Annotated in this window: 12 protein-coding genes; 10 read left to right on the forward strand and 2 right to left on the reverse strand. The window is 62.8% G+C overall.

Annotated features, from left to right (window positions below):
* Positions 1-95 precede the first annotated feature (95 nt).
* Positions 96-620: a heme-binding protein gene (locus tag AAFN88_RS16615; RefSeq protein ID WP_347521542.1), complete on the forward strand. Its 525-nt coding sequence runs from the start codon at positions 96-98 to the stop codon at positions 618-620.
* Positions 621-687: 67 nt separating this feature from the next.
* On the opposite strand, the gene AAFN88_RS16620 is transcribed toward AAFN88_RS16615, so the two are convergent.
* Entirely contained in the window at positions 688-1,464 is a 777-nt protein-coding gene (locus AAFN88_RS16620) for a class II aldolase/adducin family protein (RefSeq protein WP_347521543.1), read from the reverse strand.
* A gap of 398 nt (positions 1,465-1,862) precedes the next feature.
* On the opposite strand from AAFN88_RS16620, the gene AAFN88_RS16625 reads away from it, so the two are divergent.
* The 3 genes from AAFN88_RS16625 to AAFN88_RS16635 all read left to right on the forward strand — a co-directional run bounded on the left by AAFN88_RS16625 (position 1,863) and on the right by AAFN88_RS16635 (position 4,019).
* Positions 1,863-2,348: a hypothetical protein gene (locus AAFN88_RS16625; RefSeq protein WP_347521544.1), complete on the forward strand. Its 486-nt coding sequence runs from the start codon at positions 1,863-1,865 to the stop codon at positions 2,346-2,348.
* A gap of 126 nt (positions 2,349-2,474) precedes the next feature.
* Entirely contained in the window at positions 2,475-3,122 is a 648-nt protein-coding gene (locus tag AAFN88_RS16630; protein WP_347521545.1) for a hypothetical protein, read from the forward strand.
* Between the two features lie 84 nt (positions 3,123-3,206).
* Positions 3,207-4,019 (forward strand): endonuclease, encoded by an 813-nt coding sequence (locus AAFN88_RS16635; RefSeq protein ID WP_347521546.1) that lies wholly within the window; start codon positions 3,207-3,209, stop codon positions 4,017-4,019.
* A 66-nt stretch (positions 4,020-4,085) separates the two neighbouring features.
* Here AAFN88_RS16635 and AAFN88_RS16640 read toward each other — a convergent pair whose 3' ends face one another.
* Positions 4,086-4,472: a DUF983 domain-containing protein gene (locus tag AAFN88_RS16640; protein ID WP_347521547.1), complete on the reverse strand. Its 387-nt coding sequence runs from the start codon at positions 4,470-4,472 to the stop codon at positions 4,086-4,088.
* Positions 4,473-5,497: 1,025 nt separating this feature from the next.
* Here AAFN88_RS16640 and AAFN88_RS16645 point away from each other — a divergent pair.
* The 6 genes from AAFN88_RS16645 to AAFN88_RS16670 all read left to right on the forward strand — a co-directional run bounded on the left by AAFN88_RS16645 (position 5,498) and on the right by AAFN88_RS16670 (position 15,729).
* Positions 5,498-7,297: a toxin TcdB middle/N-terminal domain-containing protein gene (locus tag AAFN88_RS16645; protein ID WP_347521548.1), complete on the forward strand. Its 1,800-nt coding sequence runs from the start codon at positions 5,498-5,500 to the stop codon at positions 7,295-7,297.
* A 2-nt stretch (positions 7,298-7,299) separates the two neighbouring features.
* Positions 7,300-10,173, forward strand: a complete 2,874-nt coding sequence (locus AAFN88_RS16650; protein WP_347521549.1) for a toxin TcdB middle/N-terminal domain-containing protein — start codon at positions 7,300-7,302, stop codon at positions 10,171-10,173.
* 86 nt (positions 10,174-10,259) lie between these two features.
* Positions 10,260-13,763: an RHS repeat-associated core domain-containing protein gene (locus AAFN88_RS16655; RefSeq protein WP_347521550.1), complete on the forward strand. Its 3,504-nt coding sequence runs from the start codon at positions 10,260-10,262 to the stop codon at positions 13,761-13,763.
* Positions 13,764-13,778: 15 nt separating this feature from the next.
* Positions 13,779-14,267, forward strand: coding sequence for a hypothetical protein (locus tag AAFN88_RS16660; protein ID WP_347521551.1), 489 nt, complete (start codon positions 13,779-13,781; stop codon positions 14,265-14,267).
* Positions 14,268-14,708: 441 nt separating this feature from the next.
* Entirely contained in the window at positions 14,709-15,017 is a 309-nt protein-coding gene (locus AAFN88_RS16665; protein WP_347521552.1) for a transposase, read from the forward strand.
* 31 nt (positions 15,018-15,048) lie between these two features.
* The gene (locus AAFN88_RS16670; protein WP_347521553.1) at positions 15,049-15,729 is read left to right on the forward strand and encodes a transposase; all 681 of its coding nucleotides are present in this window, start codon (positions 15,049-15,051) and stop codon (positions 15,727-15,729) included.
* The last annotated feature ends 206 nt before the right edge of the window (positions 15,730-15,935 follow it).

The following is a 15,935-nucleotide window of genomic DNA, read 5'->3' on the forward strand; positions in this document are numbered from 1 at the left end:
TGGGTACCGGGCCGCGCTGGGGCGGCCTGCGGAGAGGGATCACCGGAGCAAGAAGCAGGCGGCCGGACTGCCGCCCCAGCGAAAAGGGAGGAACAATGACCGTGAAAAGCATCCGACGACTGGCCGTATCCGGAACGCTCGCCTTCGGCGTCCTCACCGGCGGCGGTCTCGCCGCCAAGGCCCAGGACGAAGCCCTGGTCTCCTTCTCGGTGATGAAGCCCGAGATCGCCGTGAAGCTGGCCCAGGCCGCCATGGAAAGCTGCCGCGGCAAGGGCGCCCAGGTCGCCGTCGCCGTGGTCGACCGCTTCGGCAATTTGCAGATGATGCTGCGCGACCGCTTCGCCGGGGCGCACACACCGGAGACGGCGCGCCGCAAGGCCTGGACCGCCGTCAGCTTCCGCAACGATACCCTGGCGCTCAGCGAAGTCGCCAAGCCCGGCGCCGAGGCCTACGGCGCCAACTTCATCACCGAGGCGCTGATGCTGGGCGGCGGCGTCCCGGTCGAAGCCGCCGGCAGCATCGTCGGCGGCGTCGGCGTCTCCGGCGCGCCCGGCGGCGACATGGATGACGCCTGCGCCCGCGCCGGCATCGAGGCCGTGGCCGCCGACCTGGCGTTCTAGTCCGGAAGGTCTCGATGATCGAGGGTGCGTGGCAAAGCGGCCCGCGCCCTCAATCCCTATGGCCGCCTCAACTCTTCTTCCCGCCACGCCCCGGCGATCCCTTGCCGGGCGCGCCGCGCTTGCGGACGGACGGCTTCGAACCGGACGCACGTTTGCGCCGCGGCGCCGGTTTCGGCGCCGCCGGCGCAGCCTCGGCGCGCGGACCGTAACTCTTGAACTTCTCCACCACCGCCGCGATTTCCTCCTCGGGCAGGACAACCGGTTTGCCAAGGCTGCGCGCGAGGACGTATTGCCGCGCCAGCGTCTCCACCTCGCCGGCCAGCCAGAGCGCCCGCTGGAGTCCGGGGCCCGTGGCGATGACGCCATGATTGGCGAGCAGGCAAGCGCCGCGTCCCTCCAGCGCCTGCAGAGCGTTTCTTGACAGCTCCTTCGTGCCGTAGGTGGCGTAGGGCGCAACGCGGATCGTCGGCCCGCCGGCGGCCGCGATCATGTAGTGGACCGCCGGAATCTCGAACCCGCAGATGGCCATGGCTGTGGCATAGGTGCTGTGGGTGTGGACGATGGCGCCGACCTCCGGCCGCGCGGCCATGATGTCGAGATGGAAGCGCCACTCCGAGGAGGGAGCCAGCTTGCCCTCGTAGGCACCGTAGTCGTCGTCCAGCGGCATGGCGACGATGTCCGCCGGCTTCAAGGCCTCGTAAGGGATGCCCGAAGGGGTGATCAGCATGGTCTTGCCGTGGCGCGCCGAGACATTGCCCGACGTGCCTTGGTTGATCCCCTGATGGTTCATCGCCAGGCAGGTTTGGATAATCTCCTGGCGCAGATTCTGTTCTTCTCTGGTCATGCCCCTTTTCTCTCGCCCCCCGGCGCGGCGGCACTATGCGGCCCGATGGCAGCCTTGTCGAGAGGGCGCCGGTCCACCCCTGCACGCCCAAGGCAGGGCGCACCAGAAGATGGAAACCAGGGACGCCACCCCATTTCAACGGCAAGGCCACCTTGGAGGACCTGCCACACCGGCCCGCAAGACAACGAACTAATCCATTGTTTTATATCACCCTTATCACGTAGTCATCTAGACTAGCCCGAGATCGTCCGCGACTTCGGACAAAGAGACAACACGCATAAGGGGAACTGTTCCGAATTTCGGGGGCCGTTCTCCCCTCGTAACAATGGGGCACGACGTCACCAGACTTCAAATGTGAAAGGGGTCTCCCACTTTACACCTGTGATCTGGATCAGCGAATGCCCAGATGCTCCGCAAACTGCGGCGACGGCCACGAGTTGTTCGAATGCATTCCTCCCCCGGAAAGCGCGGCTTTCGCACATCTTGTCCGCTTCTGCGAGCAGAATCGCCCGCTGGTTCTGGCGTCGCTCCCTTTCTTCGCCGCCGAGATGGCGCACAGCAATGGCTTCGCCGATATGCTGCGGCTGATCCGCAAGGCCGGCGGCACCAAAGTCTACATCTCGCACGACCGCCTGAAGTTCAACTCCCGTTTCAGCCTGAAACTCACCGAGCAGCAGCACGACCGCTTGGTGCTGCACTCGGATTCCAGCGGCCTGATCGACTTGCCGTCCTCCTGGGGAATCTTCGTTTCAATCCGCCGCGCGGCGATCATCGCCGCACTGAAGAGCCGCCATCCACGCGGCGAGATCGTCCGCCGTTTCGGTGTTACCGACCGCTATCTGCGCAAGCTCTCCCACGGTCTGAACCAAGGCGCAGGCCCCTGACGCGGCACGCCGGCGGCAAGGGAACTGTTCCAAGGGCCGGCGGACCGTCCCGCCTCTAGCCTCGATTGCATTCAGAACCTCCGCTCGCCGGCAGGTGCAACCCATAATGCAAGAGAGGAACATCCGATGGCCAACGACGTCAGCATCTCCGTCTTCAACAAGACGGCCAACCGCGACCTCTTCATCACCATCTTCCAAAAGCCCCAGACGGCCAATCCCAACGTGATCTACACGTCCCTCTTCCCGGTGGCCTGGGAGGTGCTGGCTCTTGGCCCCAACCAGACCGCGGATCCGGTCGTCTATCCGGTGCAACTGCAGCTCCAGGTGACGGAGCACAACTCCGCCATCAACGCGATCCGGCGCAAGACACTGCAGGACGTCGACGAAGGCCAAGTGTGGTCGTTCAAACGCCCGGGCGTCTTCTCCGAGCTGACCCAGAGCGGCAAGGCCAAGGGCGTCGATGGCGTGGTCGTCTGCCAGAACAATTCCACGGAGTTCATCGACGTCGGCATCGCCAAGAACGGAAGCATGCTGACGGTGCAGGAAGATCTCGCCGAAGGCGAGCAGGCGGATTTTCAGCTCACACCGAAGCTCTATTTCCTCGCTCTCAGCAACCTGCAGAAAGGCGACATCATCCGCTCCGACCAGGTAACCCAGGGCGCCTTCGAAGTCGACTTGACCAACCTGCAGAGCATCGACGTCACCGTCACCACGTCGAATGTCGCCTCCGGCAAGCTGGCCTGGGCCACCAGCAACGCCGTCGCGGCCTCCTAACCCCACAGCGCGGCCGCGAAGCTCCCCCTCCTCACCTCCCCTGGGAGGGGGAGCGCCCGCCCCTCCAAGAAAAGGAGAAATGACATGAAACGCACTCTGTGCCGCCTTGCCGGCCCCCTCACGCTCTCTTCCCTCCTGGCCTGCAGCACGACGGTCCAGGCCGACTGCACCGATCTCGAGAGCTACTACGAGGCCGCCTCCGCCGCGGAGAGCAGCGAGGAACTGCGGAGCAGCCTGCACGGCATCATCTCCGCCAACTATGTGCGAATTCCCTACGACCAACTCTGGGACAAGTTCGTCGAAACCGACACCGCCTTCAGCGATGACGACCCGCCTGTCGCGGAGGTCCGGCTCATCTATACGCAACGTAAGGCCTCTGAGTCGGCCAAACTCTCCGGTAAAATTCCCGAAGCGGGAGATTGGAACCGCGAGCATACCTGGCCGCAGTCGCGCGGCCTGGGGGTGAAATCAACGCCCCAATATTCCGATCTCAACCACATCCGCCCCGCCGACTACAAAGCCAACAGCGCGCGCGGCAACAAGAACTTCGGGCCGGCCTCCAACGCCGTGAATGGATCTGCCGGCGTTCCCGCGGGCAAGGAGAGCAGCAATACCTTCGAGCCCAAGGACCAGGTCAAAGGCGATGTGGCGCGGATGCTGTTCTACATGGAAGTGCGCTACCCGCATTTGAGGCTGATCAAGGGGGACGCCCCCGAAGGCAGCAAGAAGCCCGAAATGGGCCAGCTCTGCACCCTGCTGAAATGGCACGAAGCCGATGCCGTTTCAGACGCCGAGGCCCTGCGCAACGTCGCCGTCTGCGGCTTGCAGAAGAACCGCAATCCCTTCATCGACCACCCGGAATGGGTTTCCGTGATCTGGGGCGCTTCCTGCTCCTGAACCGATCACCCAGCGCCCCTCCGGCCCCCGCCGGAGGGGCCTGCCCGGCCGGCACGGAGTAGATCTTCAGTCGCGCTCGGAGCCTGGCGCCCGGGTAGCCCAGATGATGCTGAGCAGCAACCCCTTGGCCCTGGGCAATACAGCGAGAACCAGGGCCAGCGCGGCCAGCGGCCAGACGGTCATGGCAACCCAGTCCGGCCAGGCGGTGTAGCGCTCGACCGTGAACATCACCGGCACGACGATGTGCCCCACCACCAGAATGGTCAGCCAGGGTGCCGCGTCGTCGGAGCGGATGTGCCCGAGTTCCTCCCGGCAGGCCGGGCAGCTCTCAACCTGCTTGAGGTAGCTCGCGAAAAGGTTCGCCGCCCCGCAGGACGGACAGAGGCCGCGCAGCCCCCGCCACATGGCGGTGGCGAGCGGTGGTTGGGACAGGCCGTCCTTCTCTTCAATCATAAAGCTTCGCGGTAATCCTGCGGGAATGGTTGGCGCAGTCTGCCGTCTTTCGCCCGCCGTCGCCAGGCGCAATAGGTCGCAGCGGCGACGGCCTCGAAGGAGCGAGGATACGGGCGACCGGAGACCCGAGGGGGAACCGCTCCGACGACGACGCGGCAGACCAGGCCGGCGAGACCTCACCGTTCATAGCGTTGCACTTGATGCAACAGACGGCCCGATGCACTCCCGCTGCCGGTTTATTCTCCTTGCGCAGGCGGAAAACGACAGGCTTCCGGCCTGGATGTAGGAACTGTCCCATCATGGGGAGAGCACGTCCAGCGGGTCCGCACCCAGCGGCCACTTAGACCTGCCTGCTCCTCAACGACAAGGGTTCCTTGGAACACGTCCTCCCCTCCAACGAGATCAGGGCTCAAGAAGTCTCGAGTCGTCATCGCGCCGTCCAGTGCGGGTGCACTGTTGGACCATTGCGCCCAACCGCCTAAGCGCCCCGCCCGCAACAGCTTTCCCCAATAATCCACAGCAATCTGCGCGTGTACTCTTGAAAAATATGCGCGGCTTGAGACAGCATGTAATCGCGCTTTACGTTTAATCGCTGAGGTTGTTCCTATCGATAAACTACCAAGACCATCGAATTGATGAACCCTCCGCAGCTCGGCTTCGAGTCACGCATGTGGACAGACGGGAGAGTGCGCTTGCAGCGGCATTCACGAGCTTTGAGGTTGTGCCGAGTGTCGTCAAAATTTGACTTTATCTCATTGATTCTTAACAGTTTTCTCAAGAATCGAACTTTGCAACGGAATGTTGCGGGATTCCCCAAAGCGGCCATCTTTTCTACCTGTACCGGTTCGGCCGTTACGAACTGCAGCCAGCTTAACCGCGCTCATCGTTATGCGCTTCATAGTTTTATCCGGATATCTCTGAAAGATATTGAGCCTTCTCATCCCGCTGATGGCCTCACCTTACGGTCGAGAACACAATGGGCAACCTGGAGCTTCAGAAAGCTGGCGACGGCTCTGGCGCTTGGTGTGCTGCTGGCGGCCGGCTCGTTACAGAGCGCCCAAGCGCAGGCCACGGTAGCCGGCGTCACCTCGGGCGCGCTGTCGGTCGATGAGACGGGCTCGGCCGGTTACACGATCCCCATCGCCGTGCCGCCGGGCATCGCCGGCATGCAGCCAAGCCTCGCGCTGGTCTACCAGAGCCACGGCGGCAACGGCACCGCCGGGGTCGGCTGGGGCCTCAGCGCCTCGTCCTCCATCCACCGCTGTTCCCAGACCCTGGCCCAGGACGGCGCCATCCACGGCGTCGACTTCTCCGCCGACGACCGCTTCTGCCTGGACGGCCAGCGCCTGGTGGCCATCTCCGGCGCCTACGGCGCCAACGGCACCGAGTACCGGACGGAGATCGACAGCTTCGCGCGCATCGTCTCCCACGGCACGGCGGGCACGGGCCCGCTCTCCTTCACCGTGGAGACCAAGTCCGGCCGGACCCTGGAGTACGGCAACACCGCGGACGCGCGCCTCGGCGTAGCGGCGGCCAGCGAGATCCGCCTGTGGTCGCTGAACAAGGTCAGCGACACGCTCGGCAACGCCATGACCTACCACTACGTGGAGGGCGCTGCCGACAGCAGCTACCGCCTCGACCGCATCGAATACACGAGCAACGCCGGCCAGAGCGTGCTGCCGCAGAGCGAGGTGCGCTTCGTCTACGAGGCCCGCCCGGATGTCCGGACCAGCTACCTCGCCGGCGCAAAGCTGGCCATGACCAAGCGCCTCGCCGCCGTCGAGACCTGGAGCGGCAGCGGCACCGGCCTCGCCCTCGTTAAGCGCTACAGCCTCACCTACGAGACCAGCCCCGCCACCAGCAGATCGCGCCTCACCGCCATAACCGAGTGCGATGCAAACAGCAACTGCCTCCAGCCGGTGAACCTGGGGTGGTTGGGAGAAGTGCCTGACTTCGACACAACCGTCATCGCCAGCGACACTGTGACCAACCTCTGGGGCCTGAGCAGAAACGATTGGGCGGCCAACACGCGCGAACTCCACATGCTGGACTACAATGGCGACGGCCTCAGCGACATCCTTCTGCAGGGGGTGGATGAAAACAGATTCAACTACCTCCTCACCCACAGCGGCCCCGCCCCCGACCTTCTCACCTCGATCACCGACTCCCTCGGCCGCACCTCTACCCTCGACTATGCGCCGCTGACGGACGCCACCGTCTATGCGAAGGACAGCGACGCAGTCTTCCCGGTGGTCGACATCCAGGCGCCGCTCTATGTGGTGAAGTCTGTCTCCTCCGACGACGGGGTCGGCGGGCAGAAGGTCACCTCGTACAGCTACGCCGGCGCCAAGGTGCATGTGCAGGGCCGCGGCTTCCGCGGCTTCCGGCAGATGACCGCCACCGACCAGCAGACGGGTATCGTCACCACCACGGACTACAGCCAGGTCTTCCCCACCACCGCCCAGGTGCTGACCTCGGTCAAAACGCTGACCGACGGCACCACCATCAAGACCATCGCCAACACCTGGGACCAACTCTCCCTCAACACCGGCAAGACGGTCTGGCCCTACGTCGCGAGTTCCACCTCCAAGGACTACGAGCCCAACGACGGCGTCGGGAACCTGCCGGTCGTCTCCCGCACCGCCACCGCGGTCTTCGACGTCTACGGCGACCCGACCAATCTCACCACCACCACGACAGGCGGCGGCGAGACCTTCACCGAGACCACGGTGAACAGCTACCAGAACATCGCCACCCCAACCCGGTGGCTCCCCGGCCTCGTCACCCGCTCCGAGGTCACACGCAGCCGCCCCGGAGGGCCATGACGATGAAGCGACGTTCCGACATACTTCGACCCTCTCTGGCGACTGCTCTGGCGCTTGGCGTGCTGCAGGCGGTCGGCTCGTTACAGAGCGCCCAAGCGCAGGCCACGGTAGCCGGCGTCACCTCGGGCGCGCTGTCGGTCGATGAGACGGGCTCGGCCGGTTACACGATCCCCATCGCCGTGCCGCCGGGCATCGCGGGGATGCAGCCAAGCCTTGCCCTGGTCTACCAGAGCCATGGCGGCAACGGCACCGCCGGGGTCGGCTGGGGCCTCAGCGCCTCGTCCTCCATCCACCGCTGTTCCCAGACCCTGGCCCAGGACGGCGCCATCCACGGCGTCGACTTCTCGGCGCAAGACCGCTTCTGCCTGGACGGCCAGCGCCTGGTGGCCATCTCCGGCGCCTACGGGGCCGACGGCAGCGAGTACCGCACCGAGATCGACAGCTTCGCGCGCATCACCTCCCACGGCACGGCGGGCACGGGCCCGCTCTCCTTCACCGTGGAGACCAAGTCCGGCCGGACCCTGGAGTACGGCAACACCGCGGACGCGCGCCTCGGCGTAGCGGCGGCCAGCGAGATCCGCCTGTGGTCGCTGAACAAGGTCAGCGACACGCTCGGCAACGCCATGACCTACCACTACGTGGAGGGCGCTGCCGACAGCAGCTACCGCCTCGACCGCATCGAATACACGAGCAACGCCGGCCAGAGCGTGCTGCCGCAGAGCGAGGTGCGCTTCGTCTACGAGGCCCGCCCGGATGTCCGGACCAGCTACCTCGCCGGCGCAAAGCTGGCCATGACCAAGCGCCTCGCCGCCGTCGAGACCTGGAGCGGCAGCGGCAGCGGCCTCGCCTTGGTGAAACGCTACAGCCTCACCTACGAGACCAGCCCCGCCACCAGCAGATCGCGCCTGACCTCCATCACCGAGTGCGATGCAAACAGCAACTGCCTCCAGCCGGTGAGCCTGGGGTGGCAAGGAAGCGCGCTCAACTACACCAAGGAGATTGTCAACGACTCCTGGGGGATGTCTGTTAGCGCCTGGGCCGCCGACAAGCGAACTCTTCATATCCTCGACTACAATGGCGACGGCCGCAGCGACATTCTGGTCCAGGCGGAGACCAATAGCCTTTCCTCCGTCCTTCTAACCTCAAACGGCAACGGCTTCGACAAATCCATCATCACCGACTCTTGGGGCATGTCCGCCAGCGCTTGGGCAGGCGATAAACGAGTACTCCATATTCTTGATTACAATGGCGACGGCCTCAGTGACATCCTCGTGCAAGGAAAAACCGATGGCCTTTCTTCTGCACTGCTGACTTCAAACGGTAGCGGCTTCGACAAGACTATAATCGACAGTCTGTGGGGCATGTCCAATAGTGCTTGGTCTGCCGACAAACGGATATTGCACCCCTTTGATTACAACGGCGACGGTCTCACCGACATCCTGGTTCAGGGGCGGACAAATAGTCTTTCTTCCGTTCTGCTGACTTCAAATGGCACCGGCTTTGAAAAGGCCGTTATCGATAGTTCGTGGGGACTGACCCTTGGCGCACTATCTGCCGCCGAGCGAATTCTCCATGTATTCGATTACAATGGTGACGGCCTCGATGACATTCTTATCCAGGGCAAGAATTCAAACAACGGCACGTCGCTTCTCACCTCCAACGGCAGCGGGTTCGACCGGACCGTCGTAACCAACTCCTGGGGCATGTCGCTGATGGGGTGGGCCGCCGTCGAGCGCGTGATCCATACTATTGACCACAATGGTGACGGCCTTGATGACATCCTCATTCAAGGGATTGACGATACGCATATTACGGCACTTCTGACGTCAAACGGTACCGGCTTCGCAAAAAGGGACGTTACCAACTCCTGGGGCATGTCCCTTAGTGCATGGGGCGCGAACCGTCGAACCTTGCATGTCCTTGACCACAATGGAGATGGTCTCAGCGATATTCTGGCGCAGGGGAAGAGTGCACCCTCACTCCATTCGACGGTTCTCCTTACTTCGACCGGGGCGGAATACACCAAGACAGTCGTCAGTGATCTTTGGAACATGGATGTTGGCGCCTGGGCCAGTGATGAGCGCATTCTCCATATCCTCGACTACAACGGCGACGGTCTTCCCGACATTCTTGGGCAGGGGAAGAGTAGCAGCCTGTGGACCTTCACCCTCACCCACAGCGGCCCCGCCCCCGACCTTCTCGCCTCGATCACCGACTCCCTCGGCCGCGTCTCCACCCTCGACTATGCGCCGCTGACGGAGGCCACGGTCTATGCAAAGGACAGCGACGCAGTCTTCCCGGTGGTCGACATCCAGGCGCCGCTCTATGTGGTGAAGTCGGTCTCCTCCGACGACGGGGTCGGCGGGCAGAAGGTCACCTCGTACAGCTACGCCGGCGCCAAGGTGCATGTGCAGGGCCGCGGTTTCCGCGGCTTCCGCCAGATGAAGGCCACCGACCAGCAGACCGGCATCGTCACCACCACGGACTACAGCCAGGTCTTCCCCACCACCGCCCAGGTGCTGACCTCGGTCAAGAGGCTTTCCGACGGCGCCACCATCAAGACCATCGCCAACACCTGGGACCAGCTCTCCCTCAACACCGGCAAGACGGTCTGGCCCTACGTCGCAAGCTCGACCTCCGAGGACTACGAGCCCAACGACGGCGTGGGGAACCTGCCGGTCGTCTCCCGCACCGCCACTGCGGTCTTCGACGTCTACGGCAACCCGACCAATCTCACCACCACCACCACAGGCGGCGGCGAGACCTTCACCGAGACCACGGTGAACAGCTACCAGAACATCGCCACCCCAACCCGGTGGCTCCCCGGCCTCGTCACCCGCTCCGAGGTCACACGCAGCCGCCCCGGAGCGCCATGACGATGAAGCGACGTTCCGACACGCCCTCCACAGCAGCGCCCTTGCAAGCCGCCCTTTCCGCCGGCGATACCCCGGGAGATCCCGTCATGACCCCTATCCGCTCCGTTCCCGCCCCGCGGCTCTCGCGCTTCGGGGGGCGGCTGGCCTCGGGGGCCTTGAGCACACTGGCCCTGGGCTCGCTGGCCCTGGCGGCAACCCTGCTGTTGGCGGCGACGCCGGGGGCGCAGGCGCAGGTCATCAGCGATACCCGGGTGACGACCTTCACCTACGACAGCAATACCGGCCTGCTGCTCCAACGGGTGAGCGAGCCGGACAACGCGGCCATCGCGCTGACCACCGGCTACACCTATGACGGTTTCGGCAATCAGCTCACCTCGACGGTGAGCGGGCCGGACATCGCGACGCGCACCACCACGGCGACCTACAGCGCCGACGGGCGCTTCGCGGCCACCGTCACCAATGCGCTGGGCCACACGGAAACCCGCGTCATCGACGGGCGCTTCGGCAATGTCACCAGCCTCACCGGCCCCAACAGCCTCAGCACCACCTGGGTCTACGACGGCTTCGGGCGCAAGACCAAGGAGCTCCGCGCCGACGGCACGGAGAGCCGCTGGACCTACGAGCTCTGCGCCACCCAGTGCCCGGCCGGCGCGGTCTACATGGTCTCGGCGCAGGACTTCATCACCTCCTCAAACACGGCAACCACTGCCAAGGCCATCGAGTACCTGGACAAGCTGAACCGCGTCTTCCGCAGCGAGGGCGAGGGCTTCGACGGCACGCCGGTCTACGCCGACACCCTCTTCACCGCCCGCGGTGAAGTCCACAAGGTCTCCAAGCCCTACTTTGCCGGCACGGCGGCCCAGAACATCCTCTGGGCCGAGAACGCCTACGACGTCGTCGGCCGGCGCACCTCGGTGACCCTGCCCGACGGCGGGGTGGAGTCCACCGACTTCTCCGGCCTCACCACCACCCTCACCAACGCCCTCAGCCAGACCTCCCTCCGCGTGGAGAACGCGATCGGCGAGCTGGTCTCGGCGACCGACAACCTCGCCAATGTCACCACCTACAGCTACGACGCCTTCGGCAACCTGCTGAGCACCAACGCCGCCGGCGTGGTCACCACCATGACCTACGACATCCGCGGCCTGAAGACCGCCATGGACGACCCGGACATGGGGGTGTGGTCCTACAGCTACGACGCCCTGGGCCAGCTCACCAGCCAGACCGACGCCAAGTCCCAGGTCGTCACCATGGCCTACGACAAGCTGGGCCGCATGGTGAGCCGCACGGACGATTACGGCACCCCCCAGGCCGCCACCACCGCCTGGACCTACGACAGCGCGACGAAGGGCGTCGGCAAGATCGCCGCCGTCTCGGCGCCGGCGATCAACTACGCCGAGACCATGACCTACGATTCGGTGGGCCGGCCCGACATCGCCAGCCTGACCTTCGAGAGCCAGACCTACGACACCCGCGCGCTCTATGACGCCGCGGGCCGCGCCGACACCCTGGTCTATCCCAGCGGCTTCCAGGTGAAGTCCCACTTCACCGCCAACGGCCACCTCTCCTCGGTCACCGACGAGCTCTCCAGCGTCACCTACTGGCAGGCGACGACGGTGAACGCCGAGGGCCAGGTGACGGCCGAGACCCTGGGCAACGGCGTCGCCACGGCCCGCGTCTACGACCCGGCGACCAGCCGCATCGACTCCATCGTCACCACCAAGGGCGCCACCGGCATCCAGGACCTGGCCTTCGACTTCGATACCCTGGGCAACCTGACGGCGCGCCGCGACCTGCGCCAGGACCGCGAGGAGGCCTTCACCTACGACGGCCTCAACCGCCTGACCGGCACCACGCTGACCGACACCGCCACCCTGGCGACGCTGGCCACCACGACCTATAGCTATGACGCCCTGGGCAACATCATCACCAAGTCCGACGTGGCGGGCGGGTCGACCTACGTCTACGGCCTGGCCGGCGCCGGGCCGCACGCGGTCTCGCAGATCGGCGCGAAGCTCTACAGCTACGATCTCAACGGGTCCATGGTCTCGGGCGACGGCAAGACCACCGCCTGGACCTCCTTCAACAAGCCGGCACAGATCACCGACACCCTGACCGGGGATCTGACGAGTTTCGTCTACGGCCCCAGCCGCGCCCGGGTGAAGCAGCAGATCGTCGACGGCGGGCTCAGCACCACCGTGGTCTACGTCGGCAGCCATTTCGAGAAGAAGGTCCGCCCCGGCGAGGACGACGAGCTGGTGCACTACATCCGCGCCGGCGGCGGCGTGGTGGCCATCTACACCCAGTACGACGACGGCTACACGATCACCGACAAGACCCGCTACCTGCACCGCGACCACCTGGGCTCGGTCGACGTCGTCACCGACGAGGCGGGTGTTGAGAAGGAGCGCTACTCCTACGACCCCCACGGCAAGCGCCGCCTCTCCGACTGGCAGGCCGGCACGCCCACCACGCCGGGCGAGACGCCGCGGGGCTTCACCGGCCACGAGCACCTCGACGCCGTCGGCCTCATCCACATGAACGGCAGAGTCTACGACCCGACCCTCGGGCGGTTCCTGTCAGCGGATCCCTTCGTGCAAGCGCCAGAGACGACTCAGTCTTTCAACCGCTACAGCTATGTCATCAACAACCCCCTCAGCTACACCGATCCGAGCGGATTCTGGGTTGACGACGATTTCAGCAAGAACGGCCACAATGACCCTGGCGCTCCAGGCGGGTCCGGATTTGGTGGCTATGATGGCTCTGATGGATCTACGCACAGAGACAGGATGGAAATGGGATCAGGCGGACCGGTACCGTCAAACGGAATAGATTGGGATGGCAGTGCTCGCGAGAGCAAATTGGGAGATGCCTTCGAAAAGTATGGGCTTAAGTACAGCCACATTATCGATTGGATCGACCCGAAAACGAGAGAGGAAGCTTGGCGGGATTACGTCACCAATACGGCAGGCCGAGTCTTTCACGGACGCCTGCGTTACGAACACATACCTGGGATGCTGGAAGAGGTCACTGACCTGTTTGGGTTGTCGCCAGAAGAAGTCGACAGCATCGTAGGAATGTCGCCGAGTTCGTTTGGCGGGTTAGAGTGGTCATATGCAGAGAACGAATACGGAACTTTCGCTGATATGACAGTAACTCAAAACCTTTGGGAGCAGGCAAAATCACGTCGTTTGTCTGACGGAAGCTTGCCTCCATCAGTTGTCGATTTGTACGCCTTGGAATATGGAGAATTCAAAACGACCATCGCTATTGGCGATGAATATGGCGGGAACTGGGCCGCACCAGACTCTCCGTTCGGCTCAACGATTTCCTTCATAGGCTCGGCGGGAACCATTAACTTTAACCCTCGGAGGTCGGGACTACTTGCAGGCGGCATTAAGCGTAATGCAGAAGCTTCCCTCGTCCATGAAGCCCATCATGTGCGACAATTCAACACTGGAGCGATAGGTTTCTTTAATGCCAGTGAACGCGCAGAGGTTGCTGCCACTTCGGTCGAGAACTGGCACAGGAAAGCAATGGGTATAGAGCAGAGAGCACTTTATGGTAATTGGGCTGTGCCCACCCACTAATTGAGGAGTCGCAGAATGAAAGTGCTGATCGCTAGTTTGGGACTTGTGTTAGCGATGCTATACAATCATGCCAGCGTAAGAGCGGAGCAAGATGTGAAACACGAAAATGAGTTTGCATCAGAAACTAGCTTTAGCTCTGAAGAATTCACGTTACCTCTTGCCATAAATGTAGAACCGGGAACTGAGCTATATCATGACCCTATGTGGGCCATTAAAATAGTAGACATATGGGCCGATGGTCAGCGTGTAACTGAAAAACGGTCGGGCATTTATCTCGATGATATCAATATTGAATCAGGGATCGTTAATAGCAGACTATTTATATACAAAATTAGGATCAGCGTGATGTTGTTTGGCGACATATCATCAAATGGTGATTACGAAGTTGTTAAGTATTCGATCCCTAAAGACGTAAAGACGCTGAAAATCAGTTATCGCTTCGCTGACTATAACGGCAGCATTGATCCCAGAGTTTATACGGTAAGAGCATTTCGCACCAGATGAGCGCGCATCATCTGTCGGTTCCTTCCTCGGGATGCTATTCGCGATGTTGCCGGGATTGCGGCGATGGATTCAGATTACGGTGACAGATTACGGTGACAGATTACGGTGACAGTGCACCAAATTGACTCAATCAGGGTCCGGGTTTAGCCTCCGTCGATGGCTCGTTTAGATTACGGTGACAGTGCACTAAATTGACGCAATCACGCTTCGAGCTTAACGTTCTTCCATGGCTCGTCTGGCGCGCGTGGTGATCCCCAACCTGCCCCACCACGTCACACAGCGTGGCAATGGCCGGGCGCAGACCTTTTTCAGCGACGACGATTACCGCCTTTATCTCGACCTGCTACACAAACATTGCACGGAGGCCCCGGCAGGTATTTTGGGATTACGGTGACAGTGCACGAAATTGACGCTGTCAGAAGCTGACGCTAACCTTCTCCGATGGCTCGTCTGGCCCGCGTAGTAATCCCCGACCTGCCACATCACGTCACCCAACGGGGCAACGGCCGGGCGCAGACCTTTTTCAGCGACGACGATTACCGGCTCTATCTCGACCTGCTGCGCAAACACTGCACGGAGGCCGAGGTGAGCATTTGGGCCTGGGTGCCCCTGCCGAACCACGTGCATCTGATCTTGACGCCGCGCGATGCGGACGGCATCCGGCGGGCGCTCTCGAAGGTGCATCGCGCCTATGCCGGGCACGTTCACGCGCGGCTGCAAAAGGATTACGGTGACAGTGCACGAAATTGACGCGACCGGACTTTGGCCTTAACCTTTCCTGATGTCTCGTCTGGCGCGCGTAGTGATCCCCAACCTGCCCCACCACGTCACACAGCGTGGCAATGGCCGGGCGCAGACCTTTTTCAGCGACGACGATTATCGGCTTTATCTTGACCTGTTGCGCAAACATTGCACGGAGGCCGAGGTAGGCATTTGGGCCTGGGTGCTCATGCCGAACCACGTGCACCTGATCTTAACGCCGCAGGATGCGGACGGCATCCGGCGGGCGCTCTCGAAGGTGCATCGCATCTATGCCGGGCACGTTCACGCGCGGCTGCAAAAGACCGGCCACTTTTGGCAAGGAAGGTTCGGCTGTGTGCCGATGGATGAAGCTCATCTTGAGGCCGCCTTGCGCTATGTAGCGCTCAATCCGGTGCGGGCCCGCCTCGCGAAGCAGGCGGTGGATTGGCAATGGTCGAGCGTGCACGATCAGCTCTCGCGCAAGCGAAGCGGCACGCTCACCGACACCGCGCCGGTGCGGGAGCGCTATCCCAATTTTGCCGCTTTGATCGAGGCGGGCGAGGATGAGGACTTGTCAATGGCCCTGCGCCGGGCGGAGTCCATCGGCCGCCCGCTGGGCAATGCGGCATTTGTGGAGACGCTCGAGCGCCAAACCGGCCGCACCCTACAACCCGCCAAGCGCGGGCCGAAACCGCAACAGGCACAGAAGCTGGAAAGGTGAGTTCATCAATTAACTGCACTGTCACCGTAATGCGAGTGGGCGCTTGAACGAAACCGATACTGCGATTGCGACCGAAATAGCCAGGGACATAGCAAAAGCACTAGGTGGAAGATGACAAAGAATCGGCCAAACTCAATCACAGATTCTCTCTTCGCACGATTTCCGCGTTTTGCCGCGTCGACAGACACTACCGAGGAACGCTATAT

Source organism: Pelagibius sp. CAU 1746 (assembly GCF_039839785.1).
Taxonomy (GTDB): Bacteria; Pseudomonadota; Alphaproteobacteria; order Kiloniellales; family Kiloniellaceae; genus Pelagibius.